13 protein-coding genes are annotated in these 21,386 nt (G+C 71.7%); 11 read left to right on the forward strand and 2 right to left on the reverse strand.

Going from position 1 to position 21,386, the window contains the following annotated elements; genetic code table 11:
• Positions 1 to 70: 70 nt before the first annotated feature.
• The gene (locus K8640_RS24365) at positions 71 to 3,532 is read right to left on the reverse strand and encodes a serine/threonine-protein kinase (protein ID WP_223749240.1); all 3,462 of its coding nucleotides are present in this window, start codon (positions 3,530 to 3,532) and stop codon (positions 71 to 73) included.
• Between the two features lie 204 nt (positions 3,533 to 3,736).
• On the opposite strand from K8640_RS24365, the gene K8640_RS24370 reads away from it, so the two are divergent.
• The 11 genes from K8640_RS24370 to K8640_RS24420 all read left to right on the forward strand — a co-directional run bounded on the left by K8640_RS24370 (position 3,737) and on the right by K8640_RS24420 (position 18,982).
• Positions 3,737 to 4,540, forward strand: coding sequence for a hypothetical protein (locus tag K8640_RS24370; protein ID WP_223749241.1), 804 nt, complete (start codon positions 3,737 to 3,739; stop codon positions 4,538 to 4,540).
• A gap of 332 nt (positions 4,541 to 4,872) precedes the next feature.
• Positions 4,873 to 10,776: a HAMP domain-containing protein gene (locus K8640_RS24375; RefSeq protein ID WP_223749242.1), complete on the forward strand. Its 5,904-nt coding sequence runs from the start codon at positions 4,873 to 4,875 to the stop codon at positions 10,774 to 10,776.
• On the forward strand, positions 10,773 to 11,606 hold the full coding sequence (locus tag K8640_RS24380) for a CheR family methyltransferase (RefSeq protein WP_223749243.1): 834 nt from the start codon (positions 10,773 to 10,775) through the stop codon (positions 11,604 to 11,606). Before K8640_RS24375 ends, K8640_RS24380 begins: the two co-directional genes overlap by 4 nt.
• Positions 11,603 to 12,151 carry a chemotaxis protein CheB gene (locus K8640_RS24385; protein WP_223749244.1) on the forward strand — a complete coding sequence of 183 codons (549 nt, stop codon included), beginning with the start codon at positions 11,603 to 11,605 and terminating at the stop codon, positions 12,149 to 12,151. The genes K8640_RS24380 and K8640_RS24385 overlap by 4 nt, the downstream gene beginning before the upstream one ends.
• On the forward strand, positions 12,148 to 13,203 hold the full coding sequence (locus tag K8640_RS42905) for a two-component system response regulator (RefSeq protein ID WP_305070677.1): 1,056 nt from the start codon (positions 12,148 to 12,150) through the stop codon (positions 13,201 to 13,203). The genes K8640_RS24385 and K8640_RS42905 overlap by 4 nt, the downstream gene beginning before the upstream one ends.
• 30 nt (positions 13,204 to 13,233) lie before the next feature.
• Entirely contained in the window at positions 13,234 to 13,638 is a 405-nt protein-coding gene (locus K8640_RS24395; protein ID WP_223749245.1) for a hypothetical protein, read from the forward strand.
• Positions 13,631 to 13,891 carry a DUF5985 family protein gene (locus tag K8640_RS24400; protein ID WP_223749246.1) on the forward strand — a complete coding sequence of 87 codons (261 nt, stop codon included), beginning with the start codon at positions 13,631 to 13,633 and terminating at the stop codon, positions 13,889 to 13,891. The genes K8640_RS24395 and K8640_RS24400 overlap by 8 nt, the downstream gene beginning before the upstream one ends.
• 15 nt (positions 13,892 to 13,906) lie before the next feature.
• The gene (locus K8640_RS24405) at positions 13,907 to 14,173 is read left to right on the forward strand and encodes a DUF5985 family protein (RefSeq protein WP_223749247.1); all 267 of its coding nucleotides are present in this window, start codon (positions 13,907 to 13,909) and stop codon (positions 14,171 to 14,173) included.
• Between the two features lie 85 nt (positions 14,174 to 14,258).
• The gene (locus K8640_RS24410) at positions 14,259 to 15,428 is read left to right on the forward strand and encodes an alkaline phosphatase PhoX (RefSeq protein WP_223749248.1); all 1,170 of its coding nucleotides are present in this window, start codon (positions 14,259 to 14,261) and stop codon (positions 15,426 to 15,428) included.
• Positions 15,429 to 15,478: 50 nt separating this feature from the next.
• Complete coding sequence (locus K8640_RS24415) at positions 15,479 to 16,414, forward strand: aldo/keto reductase (RefSeq protein ID WP_223749249.1); 936 nt, start codon at positions 15,479 to 15,481, stop codon at positions 16,412 to 16,414.
• Between the two features lie 177 nt (positions 16,415 to 16,591).
• Complete coding sequence (locus K8640_RS24420) at positions 16,592 to 18,982, forward strand: GAF domain-containing protein (protein ID WP_223749250.1); 2,391 nt, start codon at positions 16,592 to 16,594, stop codon at positions 18,980 to 18,982.
• Here the strand turns inward: K8640_RS24420 and K8640_RS43210 are convergent.
• Positions 18,951 to 21,236, reverse strand: coding sequence for a S41 family peptidase (locus K8640_RS43210; protein ID WP_223749251.1), 2,286 nt, complete (start codon positions 21,234 to 21,236; stop codon positions 18,951 to 18,953). The genes K8640_RS24420 and K8640_RS43210 overlap by 32 nt on opposite strands.
• Between the last annotated feature and the right edge of the window lie 150 nt (positions 21,237 to 21,386).

Consider the following 21,386-nt stretch of genomic DNA (forward strand, 5'->3'; position numbering starts at 1 on the left):
CGGAGTGCTGAGACACTTCGCAGGTGCTCCCGCCACCTTGTTGCGTCGGACTCGCGCGGGGAGGGGCGGTTCAGGGGGCCGCGGGCCGGGCTCGGAGTGCGGCCCCGGTGTGCGCGGGCTCGGCGAGGTCCTGGACCAGCCGGGGGTACGCGCGGCTCAGCCGTGGTGCGCGCTCGAGGACCTGGTCGAGCACGGTGCGAGCCTCGCCCAGGGTGGCCTCGCGCGAGGCCGTGTCCGACAGGCCCCGGGCCCGCGCCCACAGCAGTCCGGCCCGGAGGGCTTCGGCCTCCGCCAGCCCTGGCGACAGCCGTAGCGCCTTCTGCACGTGGGACAATCCCTCCTCCTCCACCTCGTGCGAGACGGAAGGGGACGCGGCGCGGGCCCATCGCCAGCATGCGCGCGCCATCATCAGGTGGCTCTCGTCATAGGCGTACAGCGCCACCGCGCGCCGCGCCTCGTCGAGCGCGCGGCGCAGGCGGGGCAAGCCCGAGCCGCCTCGAAGTTGTTCCAGGTCCGCCGCCGTCAGCTCCAGCCAGGCCCCCATCACCCGGCAGTCCGCGCAGGAGGGACTCAGCCGATAGGCTTCCTCCAGAGCGCGTCGCCCTGCCTCCAGCGCGGCAGTCGCTTCGCCCTCGCGCAGCGTCCACCGTGCGCGCTCCTCTTGGACAGTGCGCGGGAGGGTGAAGGCGCTTTCCGAGCGCGTGTCGAGCCGCTGCGTCTCCAATGCAGCCGTCGTGTCACCGGCCTCGCGCCGCGTCTTCTGCGTGCGCGGGGCGTGCTCCGAGCGCGTGTCGCGTAGCGCGGCCGTCGCATCACTGCCCTCGCGGAGCATCCACCGCGCGCGCTCCACGTGGACCGTGGCCTGGTGGAGGAGGGCGCGCTCCGAGCGCGCGTTGAGCCGCTGGGCCTCGAGCGCCGCGCTCAGCGCCCGCTCCAGGGCCGGACCCGGGTCCTGCTCCGTCTGCTCCAGGTGGCGCGCCCGCGTCAGCTCCGCCGCCGCGGTGTGCTCGAGCGCGGAGTGGAACCGGGCGTCGATGGCGCGCGCCCGCCCGCTCGCCTCCAGCGCCCGCCGCACGTCGTCCTCCGGGTCCTGGCCGAGCCCCAGCCGGTGGCCCGCCATCGCCACGTACAGCTCCGCCAGGTTCGAGTGGGCGAACAGGTACTGCGGGTCCACGCGCGTGGCGTCGAGGAAGGCGCGCGCGGCCTGTTCGTAGGCGGGCAGCGGGTCCCCACCGTGCTCCCGCAGGTGGTTGCCCCGCCACCGGTGGACGAGCCCCAAGTCGTTGAGCGCCCAGGGATACAGCGGCTGCAGCTCGAGCGCGCGCGACAGCCAGCGCAAGGCCTCGCTCCAGGAGGCCTCCGGCGCCTCGCCCGCGCGCGCCTGACGCAAGCCCCGCATGAAGTGGCTGTAGCCCAGCGAGTCGAGCGCGAGCACGTCGCGCGGGTCCAGCTCCACGGCCCGCGCCGCCGCGCGCGTCCACTCCTCGAGGAGGGCCGCAGCGCCGCGCGAGTCCGGCTCCCCCTGGAAGTTCACCGCGCGATACTGATTCATCAGCACCTGGGCCCGCTGGGTGTGGCCCGCCGCGCGCTCCGGGTCGGCGGTGAGTGAGCGCTCCACGGCCCGCTCCGCCTCGTCGAGCGCGGCCTTGCGAGAGCGCCCCTCGCGCTTGTCCAGCTCGGAGCGCTGCAGCCACACCTCGGCGAGCGCCGCATGACCCCACGCGTCGCTGCGGCCCAGCTCCAGCGTCTTCTCGTAGCGCTGGCCGGCCTCCTCCAGCCATCGTCGTGCCTGGACGTAATCCCCTTGCTCCAGCAACATCATGGCGCGAGCACGGGCCACGTCCCCCGCGAGCGCGCGGGCCTCGGGCATCCAGGAGGCCTGGGCCATGGCCTCTTGGGCGGCGTGCTCGGCGGCCTCGTGCTCGCCGCGGTACAGGGCGATGAGCCCCTCCAGGTAGCGCGGCGACTCCAGCTCCAGGCTCCGGCTCCGCTCCAGCGAGGCGAGGGCGGGCGTGAGGAAGCGCGCCTCGAGCTGCCGTCGCTGCTCGTCCACCCACCGCGCCCCGCCCTCGCGCCGGGCGTCCTCCAGGCCCTGGCGATAGCGCTCGCCGAGCGCCCGGCCCAGCGCGTAGTGCAGCCCCGGCGTGTCCACGCCCAAGGCGTGCGCGCGCTCCAAGGCTTCGTGGGCCTGCTCGAACTCGCGCAGCGCCAGGTGCCCCCGACCGAGCGCCTGACGCACGAGCCCCTCCTCCTGGGGGCCGTGCCCGGTCTCCATGGCCGACAGCTTCGCCAGCCGCTCGCGGGCCAGCCGCAGCTCGGGGCGGGTGTCGTGCAGGGGCAGGGCCTGGAAGGCGCGCACGAACGACTCCAGCTCCCGCACCTGCTGGCCCAACTGCTCCGCCAGGAGCACCCGCGAGGCGGTGCGCGCCTCCAGCTCCCTCCGGGACAGCCACGCCTGTCCTCCCGCGGCGCCGAGCAGCAGCATGCCGGACAGCGAGCCGGCCGAGAGCCAGAAGGCGACGCGGTGCGCTCGCGCCAGGCGCCGCACGCGGTCCACCAGGCCGGGCCCGCGGCCGAGGATGGGCTGCCCGTCGAGGATGCGCCCCAGGTCCTCCGCGAGCGCGAGGCTCGAGCCGTAGCGCTGGTCCGGCTCCCGGGCGAGGCACTTGAGGCACACCGTGTCCAGGGCGGCGTCCAGCGTGGGCACGCGCGCGCGCGGCGGCACGAACTCCCCATCCAGCACCTTCGCGAGCGTCTCCAGGGGCGTGGCGCCCTGGAAGGGCGGGGCCCCCGTGAGCAGCTCGTACAGCGTGGCGCCCAGGGCGTAGATGTCGGCGCGGTGGTCGACGGCGCGCACCTCGCCGCGGGCCTGCTCCGGCGCCATGTACGCGGGCGTCCCGAGCACGGCGCCCGTGGTGGTGAGGCCATGTCCCAGCGCCAGCTCGTAGGCGAGGCCGAAGTCCAGGATGACGGGCGTGGGGCGGTCCGAGTCCGCGCCGCGCACCATGATGTTGGAGGGCTTGAGGTCGCGGTGGATGACGCCCAGCGCGTGGGCGGCGTGGACGGCCTCGGCCACGTGCTTCATCAGGCGCAGCTTGCGCGTCAGCGTCATGCGCGCCGCGGCGTGCTCCAGCAGCTCCCCCTCCACGAGCTGCATGGCGATGAACGTCCGGCCATCGACCTCGCCGACCTCGAAGACCTTGCAGACATGCGGGTGGTCGATGCGCGCCTGGGCGCGGGCCTCCTGCACCAGTCGCATGGCCCGCTCGGGGGCCGCGCCCTGGATGAACTTGAGCGCCACCTGTCGCCCCAGCCGCGTGTCGCGCGCGCGGTGGACCTCACCCATCCCGCCCCGGCCCAGGAGGCCGAGCAGCTCGTAGTGTCCCCAGGACGTGGCCTCGGATGCGCGCGGGGCTTCGTCGCGCGAGGCGCCGGAGACCGAGCCCTCCGCCGTGGCGGCGGTCGCCGGTGAGTGCTCCAGCGCGGGCGGGGTGGGCGTCAGGGGCGGTCCATCTGCGCCGTGCGGCGGCATGGCCCGACGCTACCACACGCGCGCGTGCACCCAGGTGGCACACCCGGAGGCATGTGCCATCCGAGTGCCATTCGTGGTGCCACGTGAGGGGCGAGGACGAGCGCCCGCTCGGAGCGCGCGACGACACGCATGCGGCATGTGCCTTGCTCAAGCAGGCGGCGGCGCGAACGCGCGCTCCAACCCATCACCGAGAAAGACACCCTCATGTCGAAGCTGCGTCACACCCTGGTCATGCTCACGATTCCCGCCGTGCTGTGGGGCTGCGGCCCCGAGGACCTGACCGAGGCGCCTGGGCAGAACGGCGCGTCCACGCCCGGCGCCGAGTCACTGGCCAGCACGTCCGCCGCGCTGGTGGCGAGCAACGAGTTCACCTGGTCCCAGGGCAACCTCGCCAAGCCGATGGGAGGCACGGACGGGCGCTCGTGCTTCCTCACGCGCGTGGGCGGCGACCTCCAGGGAGGTGGCGAGCGCGTGGACATCTTCCAGTCGGGCGGCTCCTGGTACCTGGGCGGCGCCTCGCAGCAGACGGGCATCCACGGCGCGGCCCGGTGCGTGGAGGCGGAGGGTGACACCACCGAGTACCAGTGGACGCAGTCGATGGCGTACCCCGTCTACATGGGCACCGCGACCAACCGCGTCTGCTACCTGGTGGGCATCGCCGGCAAGTTCAACGGCACCGGAGAGTGGGTCCACGCCTACGTCAGCGGCGGGAGCTGGTACCTGAACGGCAACTCCAGCCAGAGCAGCGTGCGCGCCCGCGCGCGGTGCATCGACGTCTCGCCGTCCGGCACCGACCCCGCGTATACGAATGAAGTCGCCTGGTACCAGGGCTCGCCCGCGTCCTACCTCATGGCGACGCCCTCGACGCGCGCTTGCGGCCTCACGTTCGTGCGCGGCAAGTTCGAGGGGAGCGGTGAGTACGTGCGCATCTACAACGACTCCGGTTACTGGTACCTGAGCGGCTCCTCGAACCAGACCGGTGTCGCCGCTCGCGCGCGCTGCTTCTGACGCGGGGCTCGCACGCTGGCGCTTCGGGCGGCCTCGGGCGACAGGGCTCAAGGCCGTGCCGGCGTGAGTCCAGGCGCTCCTGGAAGGGCGCGGGGCGCGCCCGGGAACCGCCGGGCGCGCCTTCCTCCCGGGCGAGCGGGCAGGCTCGGCCCGCGTGTCCGACTTCACGCGCCGTGGCGGACCTCCCCTGGGTCAATGTTGGCTGGCGCACGAAGTCGCGGGCGAGTGTCCGGTGGTGGGCACTGTGCCCTCCCGAGGGGGCTGTCGGGGGCGGGGGAGTCGCGGGACAACGCAGTGGCCGCGCCCATCCCAGGGACGTGCAGGGGCTCTCCATGACTGTGAAGAAGGTTGTCTCGCGTCGCGCTCGCGCGGTGGTGCCACCGCAGCGCTCCGTGGAGGACGACTCGGATGCGTTGGACTCGCGGCAGCTCTTGCGCGTGCTGACGGCGGTGCGCAAGGGTGACTTCTCCGTGCGCATGCCCGTGGACAAGGTGGGCAACGCGGGCAAGGTCGCGGACTCGCTGAACGAAATCATCGAGCTCAACGAGCGCATGGCGCACGAGTTCGAGCGCATCGGCAACGTGGTGGGCAAGGAGGGCCGCATCACCCAGCGCGCGCACGTGGTGAGCGCGGTGGGCTCCTGGGCCGACTGCGTGGAGTCGGTGAACACACTGGTGGCGGACCTGGCGCAGCCGACGACGGAGATGGGCCGCGTCATCGGCGCGGTGGCCAAGGGCGACCTGTCCCAGACGGTGGCGCTGGAGGTGGACGGCCGGCCGCTGAAGGGCGAGTTCTTCCGCACCGCCCGGCTGGTGAACGGCATGGTGGAGCAGCTCGGCGCCTTCGCCTCCGAGGTGACGCGCGTGGCGCGCGAGGTGGGTACCGAGGGAAAGCTGGGCGGCCAGGCCCGCGTGAAGGGCGTCGCCGGCACGTGGAAGGACCTCACGGACAACGTGAACTCGATGGCGTCGAACCTGACGTCGCAGGTGCGCAACATCGCCGAGGTGACGACGGCCGTCGCCAAGGGCGACCTGTCCAAGAAGATCACCGTGGACGTGCGCGGTGAGATTCTCGAGCTGAAGAACACCATCAACACGATGGTGGACCAGCTGTCGTCCTTCGCCTCGGAAGTGACGCGCGTGGCGCGTGAGGTGGGTACGGAGGGAAAGCTGGGCGGTCAGGCCGTGGTGAAGGGCGTGGGCGGCACGTGGAAGGACCTCACGGACAACGTGAACTCCATGGCCTCCAACCTCACGTCCCAGGTGCGCAACATCGCCGAGGTGACGACGGCCGTCGCCAATGGAGACCTGTCGAAGAAGATCACCGTGGACGTGCGCGGCGAGATCCTGGAGCTGAAGAACACCATCAACACGATGGTGGACCAGCTCAACTCGTTCGCGTCCGAGGTGACCCGCGTCGCGCGCGAGGTCGGCACGGAGGGCAAGCTCGGCGGACAGGCCGTGGTGAAGGGCGTCGCCGGCACGTGGAAGGACCTCACGGACAACGTGAACTCGATGGCGTCGAACCTGACGTCGCAGGTGCGCAACATCGCCGAGGTGACCACGGCGGTGGCCAACGGAGACCTGTCGAAGAAGATCACCGTGGACGTGCAGGGCGAGATCCTCGAGCTGAAGAACACCATCAACACGATGGTGGACCAGCTCAACTCGTTCGCGTCCGAGGTGACGCGCGTGGCGCGCGAGGTCGGCACCGAGGGCAAGCTGGGCGGCCAGGCCGTGGTGCGCGGCGTGGGTGGCACGTGGAAGGACCTCACGGACAACGTGAACTCCATGGCCTCCAACCTCACCGCGCAGGTGCGCAACATCGCCGACGTGACGACGGCGGTGGCCAAGGGTGACCTGTCGAAGAAGATCACCGTCGATGCACGCGGCGAGGTGCTGGAGCTGAAGAACACCATCAACACGATGGTGGACCAGCTGTCGTCCTTCGCCTCCGAGGTGACGCGCGTCGCGAAGGAGGTCGGCACGGAAGGAAAGCTCGGCGGTCAGGCCGTGGTGCGCGGCGTGGGTGGCACGTGGAAGGACCTCACGGACAACGTGAACTCCATGGCCTCCAACCTGACGTCCCAGGTGCGCAACATCGCCGAGGTGACGATGGCGGTGGCGCGCGGTGACCTGTCCAAGAAGATCACCGTGGACGTGCGTGGCGAGATTCTGGAGCTCAAGAACACCATCAACACGATGGTGGACCAGCTCAACTCGTTCGCGTCCGAGGTGACCCGCGTCGCCCGTGAAGTGGGGACGGAAGGAAAGCTCGGCGGTCAGGCCGTCGTGAAGGGCGTGGGCGGCACGTGGAAGGACCTCACGGACAACGTGAACTCCATGGCCTCCAACCTCACCGCGCAGGTGCGCAACATCGCCGAGGTGACCACCGCCGTCGCCAACGGTGACCTGTCCAAGAAAATCACGGTGGACGTGCGCGGCGAGATCCTGGAGCTGAAGAACACCATCAACACGATGGTGGACCAGCTCAACTCGTTCGCGTCCGAGGTGACCCGCGTCGCGCGCGAGGTCGGCACGGAGGGCAAGCTCGGCGGACAGGCCGTGGTGAAGGGCGTCGCCGGCACGTGGAAGGACCTCACGGACAACGTGAACTCGATGGCGTCGAACCTGACGTCGCAGGTGCGAAACATCGCCGAAGTCACCACGGCCGTGGCGCGCGGTGATTTGTCGAAGAAGATCACCGTGGACGTGCAGGGTGAAATCCTGGAGCTGAAGAACACCATCAACACGATGGTGGACCAGCTGTCGTCCTTCGCCTCCGAGGTGACGCGCGTCGCTCGTGAAGTCGGCACGGAAGGAAAGCTGGGCGGTCAGGCGGAGGTGAAGGGGGTGGCCGGCACGTGGAAGGACCTCACGGACAACGTGAACTCCATGGCCTCCAACCTGACGACGCAGGTGCGCGGCATCGCCAAGGTGGTGACGGCGGTGGCCAACGGCGACCTGAAGCGCAAGCTGGTCGTGGACGCGAAGGGGGAAATCGCCGAGCTGGCGGACACCATCAACGGGATGATCGACACGCTGGCGGTGTTCGCCGACCAGGTGACCACGGTGGCCCGCGAGGTGGGAATCGAAGGGAAGCTGGGTGGACAGGCGCGCGTGCCCGGCACGGCCGGCATCTGGCGCGACCTCACCGACAACGTGAACCAGCTCGCCGCGAACCTGACGACGCAGGTGCGCGCCATCGCCGAGGTGGCCACGGCGGTGACCAAGGGTGACCTCACGCGCTTCATCACGGTGTCCGCGCAGGGCGAAGTGGCCGCCCTCAAGGACAACATCAACGAGATGATCCGCAACCTGAAGGACACCACGCGCAAGAACACGGAACAGGACTGGCTCAAGACCAACCTGGCCAAGTTCACCCGCGTCCTCCAGGGACAGCGAGACCTGCTCACGGTGTCCAAGGTCATCCTGTCGGAGCTGGCGCCGCTGGTGGACGCGCAGCACGGCGTCTTCTACATCTCCGAGCGCGCCGAGGCCGGGGAGCAGATCCTCAAGCTGCTCGCGTCCTACGCGTACCGGGAGCGCAAGGGCCTCTCCAACACCTTCAAGCTGGGCGAGGGCCTGGTGGGCCAGTGCGCGCTGGAGAAGGAGCCCATCCTCCTGTCGGACGTGCCGGACACGTACATCCGCATCTCCTCCGGGCTCGGTGAGGAGGTGCCGCGCAACATCGTCGTGCTGCCGGTGCTCTTCGAGGGGGAAATCAAGGCCGTCATCGAGCTGGCCTCGTTCCACCGCTTCAGCGAGGTGCACCTGGGCTTCCTCGCGCAGCTCACCGAGTCCATCGGCATCGTGCTCAACACGATTGCCGCCAACATGCGCACCGAGGCGCTGCTCAAGCAGTCCCAGGCGCTCACCGACGAGCTGCGCAAGCAGCAGGAGGAGCTGACGGAGACGAACAAGCGCCTGGAGCAGCAGGCCACCTCGCTCCAGCAGTCCGAGGAGCTGCTCAAGCGTCAGCAGGAGGAGCTGCGCCGCACCAACGAGGAGCTGCAGGAGAAGGCGAAGCTGCTCTCCGAGCAGAAGACGGAGGTCGAGCGCAAGAACGGCGAGGTCGAGCAGGCCAAGCGCGCGCTGGAGGAGAAGGCCGAGCAGCTGAGCCTCACCTCCAAGTACAAGTCCGAGTTCCTCGCCAACATGAGCCACGAGCTGCGCACGCCGCTCAACTCGCTGCTCATCCTCAGCCAGACGCTCAGCGACAACGTGGAGGGCAACCTCACCGGACGTCAGGTGGAGTTCGCCAAGACCATCCACGCCTCGGGCGCGGACCTCCTGGAGCTCATCAACGACATCCTCGACCTGTCCAAGATCGAGTCCGGCACCATGACGGTGGACGTGGGCCCGCTGCGCTTCAGCGACCTGCGCGAGTTCGTGGACCGCACCTTCCGCCAGGTGGCGGACAAGAAGGGCCTCCAGTTCGACATCGACCTGTCGCCGGGCATGGCGGGCGAGGTGGAGACGGACGCGAAGCGGCTGCAGCAGGTGCTCAAGAACCTGCTGTCCAACGCCTTCAAGTTCACCGAGTCCGGCTCGGTGTCGCTGCGCATCGGCATGGCGAGGAACGGCTGGACGCCGGACCACCCGGTGCTCTCCAGCGCGCCCTCGGTGGTGGCCTTCTCCGTGCGCGACACGGGCATCGGCATCCCCAAGGACAAGCACCACATCATCTTCGAGGCCTTCCAGCAGGCGGACGGCTCCACCGCGCGCAAGTACGGCGGCACCGGCCTGGGCCTGTCCATCAGCCGCGAAATCGCACGCCTGCTCGGCGGCGAAATCCGGCTGGAGAGCGAGCCGGGCCAGGGCAGCATCTTCACCCTCTACCTGCCCCTGGACTTCATGGCGGAGCGGCCCGGCGTGGACAACCGCCTGGTGTCCAGCGTGCTGGCGCAGTCGGTCGCCATGCTGCCGCCGCCCCTGCACCTGGAGGAGCCCTCCTCGGCGCCCACGGGGCTCGTCACGCTGTCCATCGATGATGACCGCGCCACCATCCAGCCCGGGGACAAGGTGCTCCTGGCGGTGACGCACGCGCCGGACCACGCGGCGCGGCTGCGCGCGGCGGCGCAGGGCGCGGGCTTCAAGGTGCTCGTCTCCACGGAGGTGGAGGGCGCGCTGGACGTGGTGCGCGACTCGCGGCCCGTGGCCGTGGCGGTGGACCTGGACCTGCCGGAGATGGCGGGCTGGGTGGTGCTGGACCGGCTCAAGCACGACGCCAGCACGCGCGCGCTCCCGGTCTACACCGTGTCGGACGACGACCACCGCGAGCGCTCGCTCAACCTGGGCGCCATCGGCCACCTGCGCGCGGCGGCGGACCCGGCCGCGGCGGTGGCGGCGCTGGCCTCCCTGCGCGACTTCGTGGAGCGCAAGGGCCGCGGGCTGCTCATCGTCGAGGACGACGCCGTGCACCGCCAGTCGCTCCAGGAGCTGCTGGGCAGCGACGACGTGCAGACGATGGCGGTGGGCACCGCGGCGGCCGCGCTGGCCGCGCTGGCGGAGCGCCGCTTCGACTGCATGGTGCTGGACCTGGGCCTGCCGGACCTGCCCGGCACGGAGCTCATCCGCCGCGTGCGCGAGGCGCATGGGGCCGGCGGGCCGCCCATCATCGTCTACACCGGCCGCGAGCTGTCGCGCGCGCAGGAGACGGAGCTGCGCCGGGTGGCGGAGGCCATCGTCGTCAAGGACGCGCAGAGCCCCGAGCGCCTGCTGGAGGAGACGAGCCTGTTCCTGCACCGCTCACCCGCCACGCTGTCGGAGACCAAGCGCCGCATGCTGGAGAAGGCGCGCGAGCGGGACCCGCTGCTCGTCAACCGCAAGGTGCTGGTGGTGGACGACGACGTGCGCAACATCTTCGCCCTCAACACCGTGCTGGAGCGCTACGGCATGAAGGTGGCCTTCGCGGAGAGCGCGCGCGAGGGCCTGGCGCAGCTGGAGACGGACGAGGACATCGAGCTGGTGCTGATGGACGTGATGATGCCGGAGATGGACGGCTACCAGGCCATGCGCGCCATCCGCCGCATGGAGCGCGTCTCGCACCTGCCCATCCTGGCCCTCACCGCGAAGGCGATGAAGGGTGACCGCGAGAAGTGCCTGGAGGCGGGCGCGTCCGACTACATCACCAAGCCGGTGGACATCGAGAAGCTGCTCAGCCTCCTGCGCGTGTGGCTGCACGCGCCCCGGGGTGCTCAGGCCAAGGGCCCGCGCACGGAGGTCTCCGGGTGAGCGCCGGGGCCCAGTCCTCGGCGCTGGAGACGCTGGAGGCGGAGCTCCTGCTGGAGGGCGTGGCCCGCCACTGGGGCTTCGACCTGCGCAGCCACTCGCGTCCGCAGTTGCTGCGGCGGCTGCGGCGTTACCTGCGCGAGGAGCGCCTGGAGTCCTTCTCCGCGCTCCAGGCCCGCGTGCTCCACGACAGCGACGCGCTGGAGGGGCTCCTGCGCGCGCTGTCGTGCACACCGCCCACGCTCTTCTCGGACGCGGCCTTCTTCCGCGACTTCCGCGCGCGCGTCGTCCCCGTGCTGCGCACCTGGCCGTCGGTGCGCGTGTGGCACGCGGGCTGCGGCACGGGCGAGGACACCTACTCGCTGGCCATCCTCCTGCACGAGGAGGGGCTGTGGGGGCGGTGCCGGCTGTACGCATCCGACGCGAGCGAGGGGCTGCTCGCGGACGCGCGCACCGGCGTGGTGCCCCTGCCCGGCGAGGACTGCGCGCGCCGCCACGCGGAGTCGGGCGGCAAGGGCTCGCTGTCGGACCACTACACGCGCGACGGCAACTGGGCGCTGCTCCACCCGAAGCTGCGCGACGGCATCTTCTTCACCCAGCACAACCTGGCCATCGACGGCTCGTTCAACGAGTTCCATGTCATCGTGTGCCGGGACACGCTGCTGTCCTTCAACCGCGCGCTGCACAACCGCGTGCACTCGCGGCTGTACGAGAGCCTGGCCCGCTTCGGCTTCTTGTGCCTGGGGCGCAAGGAGTCGCTGTCGCGCACGCCCCACGCCCAGGCCTTCGAGGAGCTGGAGGGCAGTGGTCGCATCTTCCGGAGGGTGTCATGAGCGTGGGGTTGCTGGTGGTGGGCGCGCCGCGTGGCGCCGCGGCGGACCTGGAGACGCTGCTGTCCGTGTTGCCGGCGCACCTGCCGGCGCCCGTCGTCGTGGCGCTGCACCGGGGGCCGCACGACCGGCTGGTGGAGCCCCTGGGCCGCCGCTGCGCGCTGCCGGTGGTGGAGCCGGACGACAAGGACGACCTGGTGCCCGGCCGCGTGTACCTGGCGCCGTGGGGCTACCACCTGCTGGTGGACCGGGGCTCGGTGTCGCTGTCGGTGGAGCCTCCCGAGCACGGCTGTCGTCCCGCCATCGACGCGCTCTTCGAGTCCGCGGCGGACAGCCACGGCGCCGCCGCGGCGGGGTTGCTCTTCGGCGGCCATGACGACGGCCTCACGGGGCTGGGCCTGCTCCAGGCGCGCGGCGGGCGCGTGGCGCTGGTGGGCGGCGAGGACGTGGAGCTGTTCGACGCGGAGGTCGAGCGCTTGTCACTCGGGGACGTGGGAGGTTGGCTCGCGCGACTGGCCTACGTGTCGCGCGGCAGGGTGCAGCCATGAGCCCCGTGTCCGTCCTCCTGGTCGACGACCAGCCCGAGGGGCTGCTCGCGCTGGAGGCGACGCTCGCGCCGCTGGGGCTCCAGCTCGTCACCGCGCGCAGCGGCCGCGAGGCGCTGCGCCACCTGCTCTCCCAGGACTTCGCCGCCATCCTCCTGGACGTCGTGATGCCGGGCATGGACGGCTTCGAGACGGCGAGCCTCATCCGCGAGCGCGAGCGCAGCCGCCACACCCCGCTGCTCTTCCTCACCGCCCTGTCGCGCGGCCAGCTGCCGGAGCTGCGCGCCTACGCCGTGGGCGCGGTGGACTACCTGCTCAAGCCCTACGAGCCGGAGATCCTCCGCTCCAAGGTGAGCGTGTTCGCGGACCTCTACCGCAAGACGGAGCTGGTGAAGCGTCAGGCGGAGGTGCTGCGGCAGACCGAGCGGCGCGAGCACGAGAACGAGCTGGCCGAGGCCCAGCGCCGCGTGGACGCCGAGCGCGCCCGCGCCCGCGAGGAGCTGCTGCGCCGGGAGATGGAGACGCACCGCAACCAGCAGCGCTGGCTGGAGGCCGTGCTCGCGGCGCTCCCCACGCCGCTCGCCCTGGTGGAGCCCGGCACGGGCCACACCCTGCTGGCCAACCGCGCGGCCCAGGGGCTCGCTGGCGGAGGGCTCGCGTACCGCGAGGCCCAGGGCCTCCACGAGGGCCTCGTCGTGCGGGGCCCGCAAGGCCAGGTGCTCTCCACCGACGAGCAGCCCCTCATGCGCGCGGCCCGCGGTGAGGCCCTCCAGGGCTTCCATGTGGATTGGGAGTGGGGTGGCCAACAAGGCTCGGTGCGCGCCTTCAGCACCTGGCTGCCCCGGATGCATGGCCGTCCGGAGACGGTGCTGCTCGCCCTGCTGGACGTGGCGGCGCCGAGCGCCACGGTGCAGCTTGTGGAAGGACTCAGGCAGCTTGCGCCCGCCCACCCGGGACGGGAGGACATGGAGGGCCCGCTTCCCGTGAGGCAGGGCGAGCGGGCGAGGGACACGTCCGCGCCGGAACCTGAACATCCTGTTGCGAGAAAAGGTTGACGCACAAAATAACGTGGGCATGGTGGCCCTGTGAGCGACGCCGGACTTCCGCTGCGGGTCCAGCGCTTCATCACGACGCACATCGACTCCCTGGAGAAGCTGGAGGTGCTCCTCCTGCTTCGAGCCCAGCCGGGGCGGGAGTGGACCGCGTCATCGGTGAGCCTGGAGCTGCGCATCACAGAACCTTCCGCCGCCGCGAGGCTGGCGGACCTCACCGCGAGGAGCCTGCTGGTGAGCGACGGCGGACGTGTGCCCGTCTATCGCTTCAGTCCGGCGAGCTCGGAGGACGTGCAGGCCGTCACGGAGCTGGCGGCGGTGTACGGTGCGCGCCGGGTGAGTGTCATCTCCTTCATCTTCTCCCGGCCCCTGGACAAGGTCCGGGGCTTCGCGGAGGCCTTCGTGCTGAAGAAGGACAAGGACGGCGACCATGGCTGAAGCGGTCTACATCCTCTGTGCCTTGACGAGCATGGCGTGCGCGGTGCTGCTCCTGCGCGCATGGAAGCGCAGCCAGTCACGGCTCCTGCTGTGGAGCGGGCTGTGCTTCGTGGGCATGGCGGTCAACAACGTCCTGTTGTTCGTGGACCTGGTGGTCCTGCCGACGACGATTGATTTGTACCTGCCCCGCCAGCTCACCACCCTGGCCAGCGTCTCCGTCCTGCTGTACGGCCTCATCTGGGACGGCTCGTAGCGAGAGGAACCCCCCATGTTCCACTCCATGCTCAATGGCGCGGTGGCGATGGCGTGGCTGGCCTGCGCGCTGTTCTTCCTGCGCTTCTGGAAGCAGTCGCACGACCGGCTGTTCGCCTTCTTCGCGCTGTCGTTCGCGGTGCTCGGGGTGAACTCGGTGGTGGCCGCGCTCATCGACGTGCAGGACGAGCGGCGCTACTACATCTACGTGGCCCGGCTTGTCGCCTTCCTCATCATCCTCTACGCCATCTGGGACAAGAATCGCGAGAGTCGACGCGGCTGATGTGTCCTGACGCGCACCCGTCCTCCGCGTTCAGTGGTGGGGCGGCGCGCGGGTGGTTCTCCTTCCCGGTACAGGAGAACCACGCATGCGGCTCGGTCGTCGCGACTTCCTTCGTCTCTCCGCGCTCGGGGGGAGCGCGCTCGCCTTCGGCCCCGGGTTCTGGAAGGCCGCCTACGCGGCCCCGGCCCAGGCGGGCCCAGGTCCCTACGGCGCCATCTCCGGCTCGCCCGACGCCAACGGCCTGAGGCTGCCGGCGGGCTTCACCTCCCGCATCGTGGCGCGCTCGGGACAACCGGTGGGGCCCACCGGTTACGTCTGGCATCCGGCGCCGGACGGGGGGGCCTGCTTCGCGCGGCCGGAGGGTGGCTACGTCTATGTGTCCAACAGCGAGGCCATCTCCGGCGGCGCGAGCGCGGTGCGCTTCGACGCGGGCGGCCGGGTGCTGGCGGCCTATCGAATCCTCGCGGGCACGCGGCTGAACTGCGCGGGCGGGCCCACGCCGTGGGGCACGTGGCTGTCGTGCGAGGAGCACCCGACGGGTTGGGTGTGGGAGTGCAACCCGGCGAGGCCGTCGCAGGGCGTGGAGCGGCCGGCGCTCGGCGCGTTCCCGCACGAGGCGGTGGCGGTGGACCCGGTGGGCCAGCGGCTGTACCTGACGGAGGACCAGCCCGAGGGGCGGCTGTACCGCTTCACGCCGTCCGTGTGGCCCCGATTGTCGGAGGGCACGCTGGAGGCCGCGAAGGTGTCGGGCGACGCGCTGGCGGGTGAGGCCCGGCTGTCGTGGGTGCGGTGCTCGCCGGAGAAGTCCGTGTCGCGTCAGCCGGACGTCGCGGCGCGCACGACGGTGTTCGAGGGCGGCGAGGGCTGCTGGTACGACGGTGGCACCGTCTACTTCACCACCAAGGGAGACAACCGCGTGTGGGCGCACACGCCGGCGACGGGGAGGCTGGAGGTCATCTACGCGGCGTCGCTCCTGCCGCTCGCGCCGCTGACGGGCGTGGACAACGTGGTGGTGTCGCGCTCGGGGGACCTGTTCGTCGCCGAGGACGGCGGCACCATGGACCTGTGTCTCATCACCCCGGGACCCCAGCGCGTGGTGTCGTCGTTCCTCCGGCTGAGGGGACACTCGGGCTCGGAGCTCACCGGGCCGGCCTTCAGCCCGGATGGGCGGCGGCTGTACTTCAGCTCGCAGCGCGGCACCTCGAACTCCATCAACGCCGGTGTCACGTTCGAGGTGTCCGGTCCCTTCCGCTGAAGCCGGCGCGCGGCTTGACGACGCGGGAGGGCTCTTGCAGATACGGGGTCATGTCCACGCTCCCTTCCTTCTCGCCCCGCCGCGCGCTGGGCCGCACCGGCTTCGTCGCCACGGCGGTGGGCATCGGTGACATCGCCGACCGCTCGACGCCCCGCGAGGTGCTCGTCGCCACGCTCACGCGCGCGCTGGACGCGGGGCTGAACGTCATCGACACCGCGCCCAACTACGAGGAGGGCCTGAGCGAGGAGGTGGTGGGAGAGGCGCTGCGCGGCCGGCGCGAGGGCGTGTTCCTCATCGACAAGGTGGACGTGCTCGACGCGCCGGTGGGGCCCCAGGTCGCGGCGAGCCTGAAGCGGCTGGGGCACGCGCACGTGGACCTGTTCGTCTTCCATGCCGTGTCGGAGCTGTCCGCGTGGGAGGCGCTCGCCGCGCCGGGTGGGGGGCTGGCGCAGCTGGGCGAGTGCGTGCGCGCGGGACAGGCGCGCTTCCGGGGCATCTCCAGCCATCATCCGGAGGTGCTGCGCCGGGCGGTGCTGTCCGGGCTGTGTGACGTGGTGATGTTCCCCCTGGGGCCCTTCGTGGACGCGCGCTACGTGGAGGACGTGCTGCCGCTGGCGCGCTCGCGCGGCGTGGGCGTGGTGTCGTTCAAGACGTTCGGCGCGGGCAAGCTCCTGGGCGACACGGAGGGCTATGGCCGGCCGCTGGAGTCGCGGCCCCGGGGCAAGGTGGGCTCGGGTGGACGTGAGGACCGGGAGGCGCCGCTGCTGCCGCACCTGGGCGTGGAGGAGTGCGTGCGCTACACGCTGACGTTGGACCCGGACGTCATGTTGATGGGGATGAGCCACCCCAACGAGCAGGACGCGGCGCTCGCGGCGGCCCACGCGTGGCGTCCGCTCACGCCCGAGGCGCTGGAGGACGTGCGCGTGCGCGCGCGCCGGGCCATCGACGGCAAGGGCGCCGTGTGGTGGAACCCGACCGCGGCTTGAGTCGAAGACCCCGAGTCATTTCGCCTGAAACACACCCCGGGCGTGGGGGGTGTGGCCATTCAACGTCTGGCGGGTCTGGGATTGGACAGTCCTCCCGTCCGCGGAGGTGGGCGGCATTGTTGCGGGCGTCGGGACGCTCTTAGCTGCGGGCTTCACCGCGCTCTCGGGGTCGCCTTCATGTCCGCCGAGCCGAACCCACTCGACGACCTTCCTGGCGACACCGCCGGGACACCGCGAGGCGCCGCGGCGACAGGGCCTCGCGCCGAGCCCGCGTCCTCCGAGTCCGCGCGGCTGGCCTTCCTGTATCGCGCGGGTGAGGCGCTGGGGGCCTCGCTGGAGTGGCGCACGGTGTTGCGGCGGCTGGCGGAGCTGGTGGTGCCGGAGCTGGCGGACTGGTGCGCGGTGGACGTGCTGGGGGACGACGGCCGCGTGGAGCGCGTGGCCGCGGCGCATCGGGAGCCGGGGCGGGTGGCGCTGGTGCACGAGCTGTTCCGCCTGCGTCCGGTGGACCTGACGATGTCGGACGTCATCGCGCAGACGCTGCGCACCGGTGTCGCGTCGCGGATGGAGGCCGTGTCGGAGCGGGCCTGGGAGCGCGAGGTGGCGCTGGGCGCGCGGGTGGGGATGGTGTTGCCGCTGGTGGCGCGCGGCCGGGTGTTGGGGGCGATGTCGCTGCTGCGCGGTGACGCGGCGGCGGGCTTCACGGAGCAGGACCTGGAGGTGGCGCGGGAGCTGGGGCGGCGCGCGAGCCTCTCCATGGAGAACGCGCTGTTGTACGAGGAGGCCCGGGTCTCCCAGGCGCTCTCCGCGCGACTGCAGACGGTGACGGCGGCGCTGTCCCGGGCGGCCACCGCGGAGGACGTGGCCCGGGTGCTGGTGCATGACGGGCTGGAGGCCTCGGGCGCGGCGCGTGGCACGGTGATGAGCCTGACGGACGAGGGCTTCATCCACTTCATCGGCGCGTTCGGCTATTCGCGGGAGTTCAGGGCCGCGCTGGAGGGGAAGCGTCCGCTGGTGGTGCCGGTGCTGGCGCGCGCGGCCGAGCGGCGGGAGGCGCAGTGGTTCTCGCGCCTGGAGGACCTGTTGCCCCTGACGGGCATCGTCCGGCGCGAGGTGGCGGTGCTGGGGGGCGGGGCGCGCGCGGTGCTGCCGCTGCTCACGGAGCGGGGCGTGCGCGGCTTCGTGTGGCTGGCCTGGGAGGGGCAGCGCGACTTCACCGCGTCGGAGCGCTCGTTCCTGGAGGCGCTGGCCCAGCAGTGCTCGCAGGCGCTGGAGCGCGCGGTGCTGTACGGCACGCTGCGCGAGCGGGGCGAGCGGTTGCACCACGCGCTCCAGATGGGGAAGGAGGCCGAGGAGCGGCTGTTCTTCCTGCTCGAGGCGAGCCGCGCGCTGGCCGAGCACCTGGACGACGTGGAGTGGACGCTGGAGCACGTGGCGCGCGTGGCCGCCAGCAGCGTGGCGTCCAGCTGTCTGGTGGAGCTGGTGGGGCCGGATGGCACGCTGCGGTGCGTGGCGTCCGCGCACCAGGAGCCCTCGCGCGATGCGTCGGTGCTCCAGGCGCTCGGCGGAGAGGGCGCGCTGTCGCTGTCGCGCGAGTGCTTCCATTCCGGAGAGCCGCGCTTCGTGCCGGACGTGGACGCGGCGCTGTGCGAGCGATTGTCGGACAGCTCCGAGCAGCGGGCGCTGTTGCAGGCGCTCAGGCCGGCGTCGCTGTTGGTGGTGCCGGTGCGCACGCGCGGACGCACGCTGGGCGTCATCACGTTGGGGACGTCGCCGCCGCAGCGGCCGCTGGCCATGTCGGACGTGTCGATGATGGAGGAGCTGGCGCGACGCGTGGCGGTGGCGCTGGAGAACGCGTCGCTGTATCGGGACGCGCAGGCGGCGGTGCGGCTGCGCGACGAGTTCCTCTCCGTGGCGAGCCACGAGCTGAAGACGCCGTTGACGAGCCTGAAGCTCCAGCACGGGCTCATCGACCGGGCGCTGGGGCCGGACTCGCGCGAGAAGGTGGCGCCGAGGTTGTCCACGGCGATGCGGCAGGTGCAGCGGCTGGCGTCGCTGGTGGACCACCTGTTGGACGTGAGCCGTGTCTCGCTGGGGCGGCTGGCATTGGAGCCCACGGAGGTGGACCTGGGGCAGGCGGTGCGCGACGCGGTGGACCGGATGGAGGAGGTCTTCGCGGTGGCCGGGTGCACGGTGCGGGTGGAGATTCCAGAGCCGCTGCAGGGGCGGTGGGACGCGCTGCGGTTGGACCAGGTGCTGGTCAACCTGCTCACCAACGCGGCGAAGTACGGCGCGGGGCGGCCGGTGCAGGTGTCCGCCTCCGCCGAGGGCGAGGCGCGGGTGCGCCTGTCGGTGCGCGACGAGGGCATCGGCATCTCGGAGACCGACCTGCCGCGCCTGTTCGGCCGCTTCGAGCGCGCGGTGTCGGAGCGCCACTACGGTGGGCTGGGGCTGGGGCTCTACATCAGCCGGCAGATCGTGGAGGCCATGGGCGGGAGCATCGAGGTGGAGAGCCGCGAGGGCGTGGGCTCCGTCTTCACCGTGCTGTTGCCTCGTTCAGCAGGCTGAGGGCGCGCTCGAGCACCTCGTCGCGTCCGGCGCGCAGGCCCTCGAGGGTGGGGTGGACCTCCACGTCGGGGCGCAGGCCCACGCCCTGGACCGGCTGGCCGTCGGGTGTCTCGAAGCGCTGACCGGTGAAGAGGACGCAGAGAGCGCCGGGGAGGCAGACGTTGGTGGTGTCACCCACGGCGCCCGCGGTGGCGCTGCCCACGAGGCGTGCGCCGGACGCGGCGCGCAGCATCATCGCGGTGTATTCGCCCTGGCTCAGCGTCCGCGCGTCGACCAGGAGGATGACGTGTCCTCGGTAGAGGGGACCGTTGTTGGGTGGGAGCAGGGTGGGGAAGCGCTCCTCCAGGCGCTCTCCGGCGGAGAGCCGGGGGCGGGAGATGAGCGCGGACGTCGTGGCGCCGCGCGTGTTGAGTCGCGGCGCGAGCGCCCAGGCGCTGCCCTGGGGATAGCCGCGCAGGTCGAGCACCAGGCCCCGCGTGTCCTTCATGGCGGTGAGCATGGGGTCCACGGACTCGGCGCGCAGCCTGCGCAGGTCCACGTAGCCGATGCCGCCGCTCAGCATCTTCCAGGGGGCGTCGTCGCGGGGTGGGGGACGCAGGAACGGGAGGAAGTCGCGTGAGCGCGGCAGGCGTGACTCCTTGAGGCGGCCGTCGGAGCCCTGGAGCATGACCTCGACGTGCTTGCCGTCCGCGCCCGCGAGCAACAGGCTGGCGACGCGCTCGGCCCTCGCGGCGTCGTGTGAGGCACCGAGGAGGGAGGTGAGTCGCCGCGCGTGCAGGGCGACGGGCTCCTGGTCCACGGCGACCACCTCGTCGCCCACGTGGATGCCGGCGGCGCGGGTGACCTCGGGCGCGGGCAGCTCCGTCACGATGAAGCGCCCCTGCACGGGCCGCAGGACGACGGGCGCGGTGGCCTCGGCGAGAGAGCGCAGCGGCTGGCCCTGCTCCGCGACGAAGATGTGTCCGTCGTGGACGCGCGCGGCCAGGGTGTAGAGGACTTGTGTGTAGGCGCGAGCGTCCGCCGCCGCGCGAGCCTGACCGAGGAACGTGGGCAGGACGGCGTCCCAGTCCCGCAGGGCTTTCGGGTCGGGATGAAAGAAGCGCATCACGTTCCAGAACCGGATGACGGCGAGCAGCCGATGCGGTTCCGGTGGATACCCCGGGTGCTCGTACATGGCCTCGGCGCTGATGATGGGGAGCGCGGAGGCGGACCTCGATGGGGCTGTGCTCGCGCGAGTCCGCGTCCCCGACGTGCCCGAGCGCACCCGTTGGAGCGCGGCCTGGAACGCGGGCCCCGAGTCACCCTCGTCCGCCTCCACCGGCACGGTGACGTCCGCGGACAGTCCCGAGGCGCCGGAGGCGAACACGAGCTCCGAGGCGCGCACCACCGCGCGATATCCCCCGGGCAGCGGCAGCGTGCGAGTCCTCACGGCGGAGGACTCGTCGAGCCCACCCTGCGCGATGACTCGCGTGCGAGGCGTGGACATCAGCGCGAGCACCAGCGGCGTCAGCGGCGTCCGCGCGTTGACGAGCAGCGCCACCGAGCGCTTCGGCGTCCCGGACACCGGCGTGAAGCTCCGCGCGAGCCGCGTCTCGACGGACGCGCTGTATCCCCCGGAGCTGGGCCCCCACTGCACGGGATGGCCCGAGTACACACGGAAGCGCTCCGCGGGCGCCGTCAGCTCCTCCGCCACCAGCGAGCGCTCCAGGAAGCCGAGCGCCATCTCCGCCCACGCGGCCGCGTCATCCCCACTCATGCGCAGGTCGATGACCACGCGGCGAGCTCGCGCGAGCTCCGGCTCCAGCGCGCCCATCGCGGGATACAGTGCGTCGACATTCGCGAAGGTTCGGTCCAGGTCCAGCACCAGCGCGTCACCCACCCAGCGCGACAGCGGCCCAGGTGCCGTGCTCGTGGCCACCACCGGCCCATCCCGCACGACCCGGGTGAGCGGGTCCTCGAGCGTGCGCAGCATGCCGCCCACTGTCGCGGCGAGCGCCTCGGGGGTGCTCGCCGCGAGCGCACCGGGCAGCGCGGCGAGGAGCGCCGCATCCCAATCGACCGCGCCCGTCGCGAGCGCCGGATGCGCGTACTTCACCTCGCCCCAGACGCGCCCCAGCGCCGCGGCGTTCTCCAGCGCGGGCGCGACGCTCGCACCCGGTCCACCCGGCTCCGCGCCCGCTCCGACCCCCGCGCCGAGCAGCACCGTCAACACCCCGACACCGAGTGTCCAGCTCGGCACCCGTCGGATTCTCACGTGCTCCACAACCACCTCCGATGACGGCCCCGCCCGCTCGACACCACCCTCACGGAAAAGTTCCCGAGCGAACCGCTCCGAGGCGTCTGCCGGCGCCCTCATCGAGGCTCCGCGTTCAAGCGCGTCCACGCCTGGTGAAGCGCGTGGCCG

This window comes from Myxococcus sp. XM-1-1-1, from assembly GCF_020037095.1.
In the GTDB taxonomy this organism is placed as follows: Bacteria; Myxococcota; Myxococcia; order Myxococcales; family Myxococcaceae; genus Myxococcus; species Myxococcus fulvus.

Bases quoted from the DNA above. Each gene is read 5' to 3' on its own strand.
- K8640_RS24420 (WP_223749250.1), top strand. From the start codon at position 16,592: ATGTCCGCCGAGCCGAACCCACTCGACGACCTTCCTGGCGACACCGCC.
- K8640_RS24410 (WP_223749248.1), top strand. From the start codon at position 14,259: ATGCGGCTCGGTCGTCGCGACTTCCTTCGTCTCTCCGCGCTCGGGGGG.
- K8640_RS24415 (WP_223749249.1), top strand. From the start codon at position 15,479: ATGTCCACGCTCCCTTCCTTCTCGCCCCGCCGCGCGCTGGGCCGCACC.
- K8640_RS24375 (WP_223749242.1), top strand. From the start codon at position 4,873: ATGACTGTGAAGAAGGTTGTCTCGCGTCGCGCTCGCGCGGTGGTGCCA.
- K8640_RS24370 (WP_223749241.1), top strand. From the start codon at position 3,737: ATGTCGAAGCTGCGTCACACCCTGGTCATGCTCACGATTCCCGCCGTG.
- K8640_RS24400 (WP_223749246.1), top strand. From the start codon at position 13,631: ATGGCTGAAGCGGTCTACATCCTCTGTGCCTTGACGAGCATGGCGTGC.
- K8640_RS24385 (WP_223749244.1), top strand. From the start codon at position 11,603: ATGAGCGTGGGGTTGCTGGTGGTGGGCGCGCCGCGTGGCGCCGCGGCG.
- K8640_RS24405 (WP_223749247.1), top strand. From the start codon at position 13,907: ATGTTCCACTCCATGCTCAATGGCGCGGTGGCGATGGCGTGGCTGGCC.
- K8640_RS24365 (WP_223749240.1), bottom strand. From the start codon at position 3,532: ATGCCGCCGCACGGCGCAGATGGACCGCCCCTGACGCCCACCCCGCCC.
- K8640_RS42905 (WP_305070677.1), top strand. From the start codon at position 12,148: ATGAGCCCCGTGTCCGTCCTCCTGGTCGACGACCAGCCCGAGGGGCTG.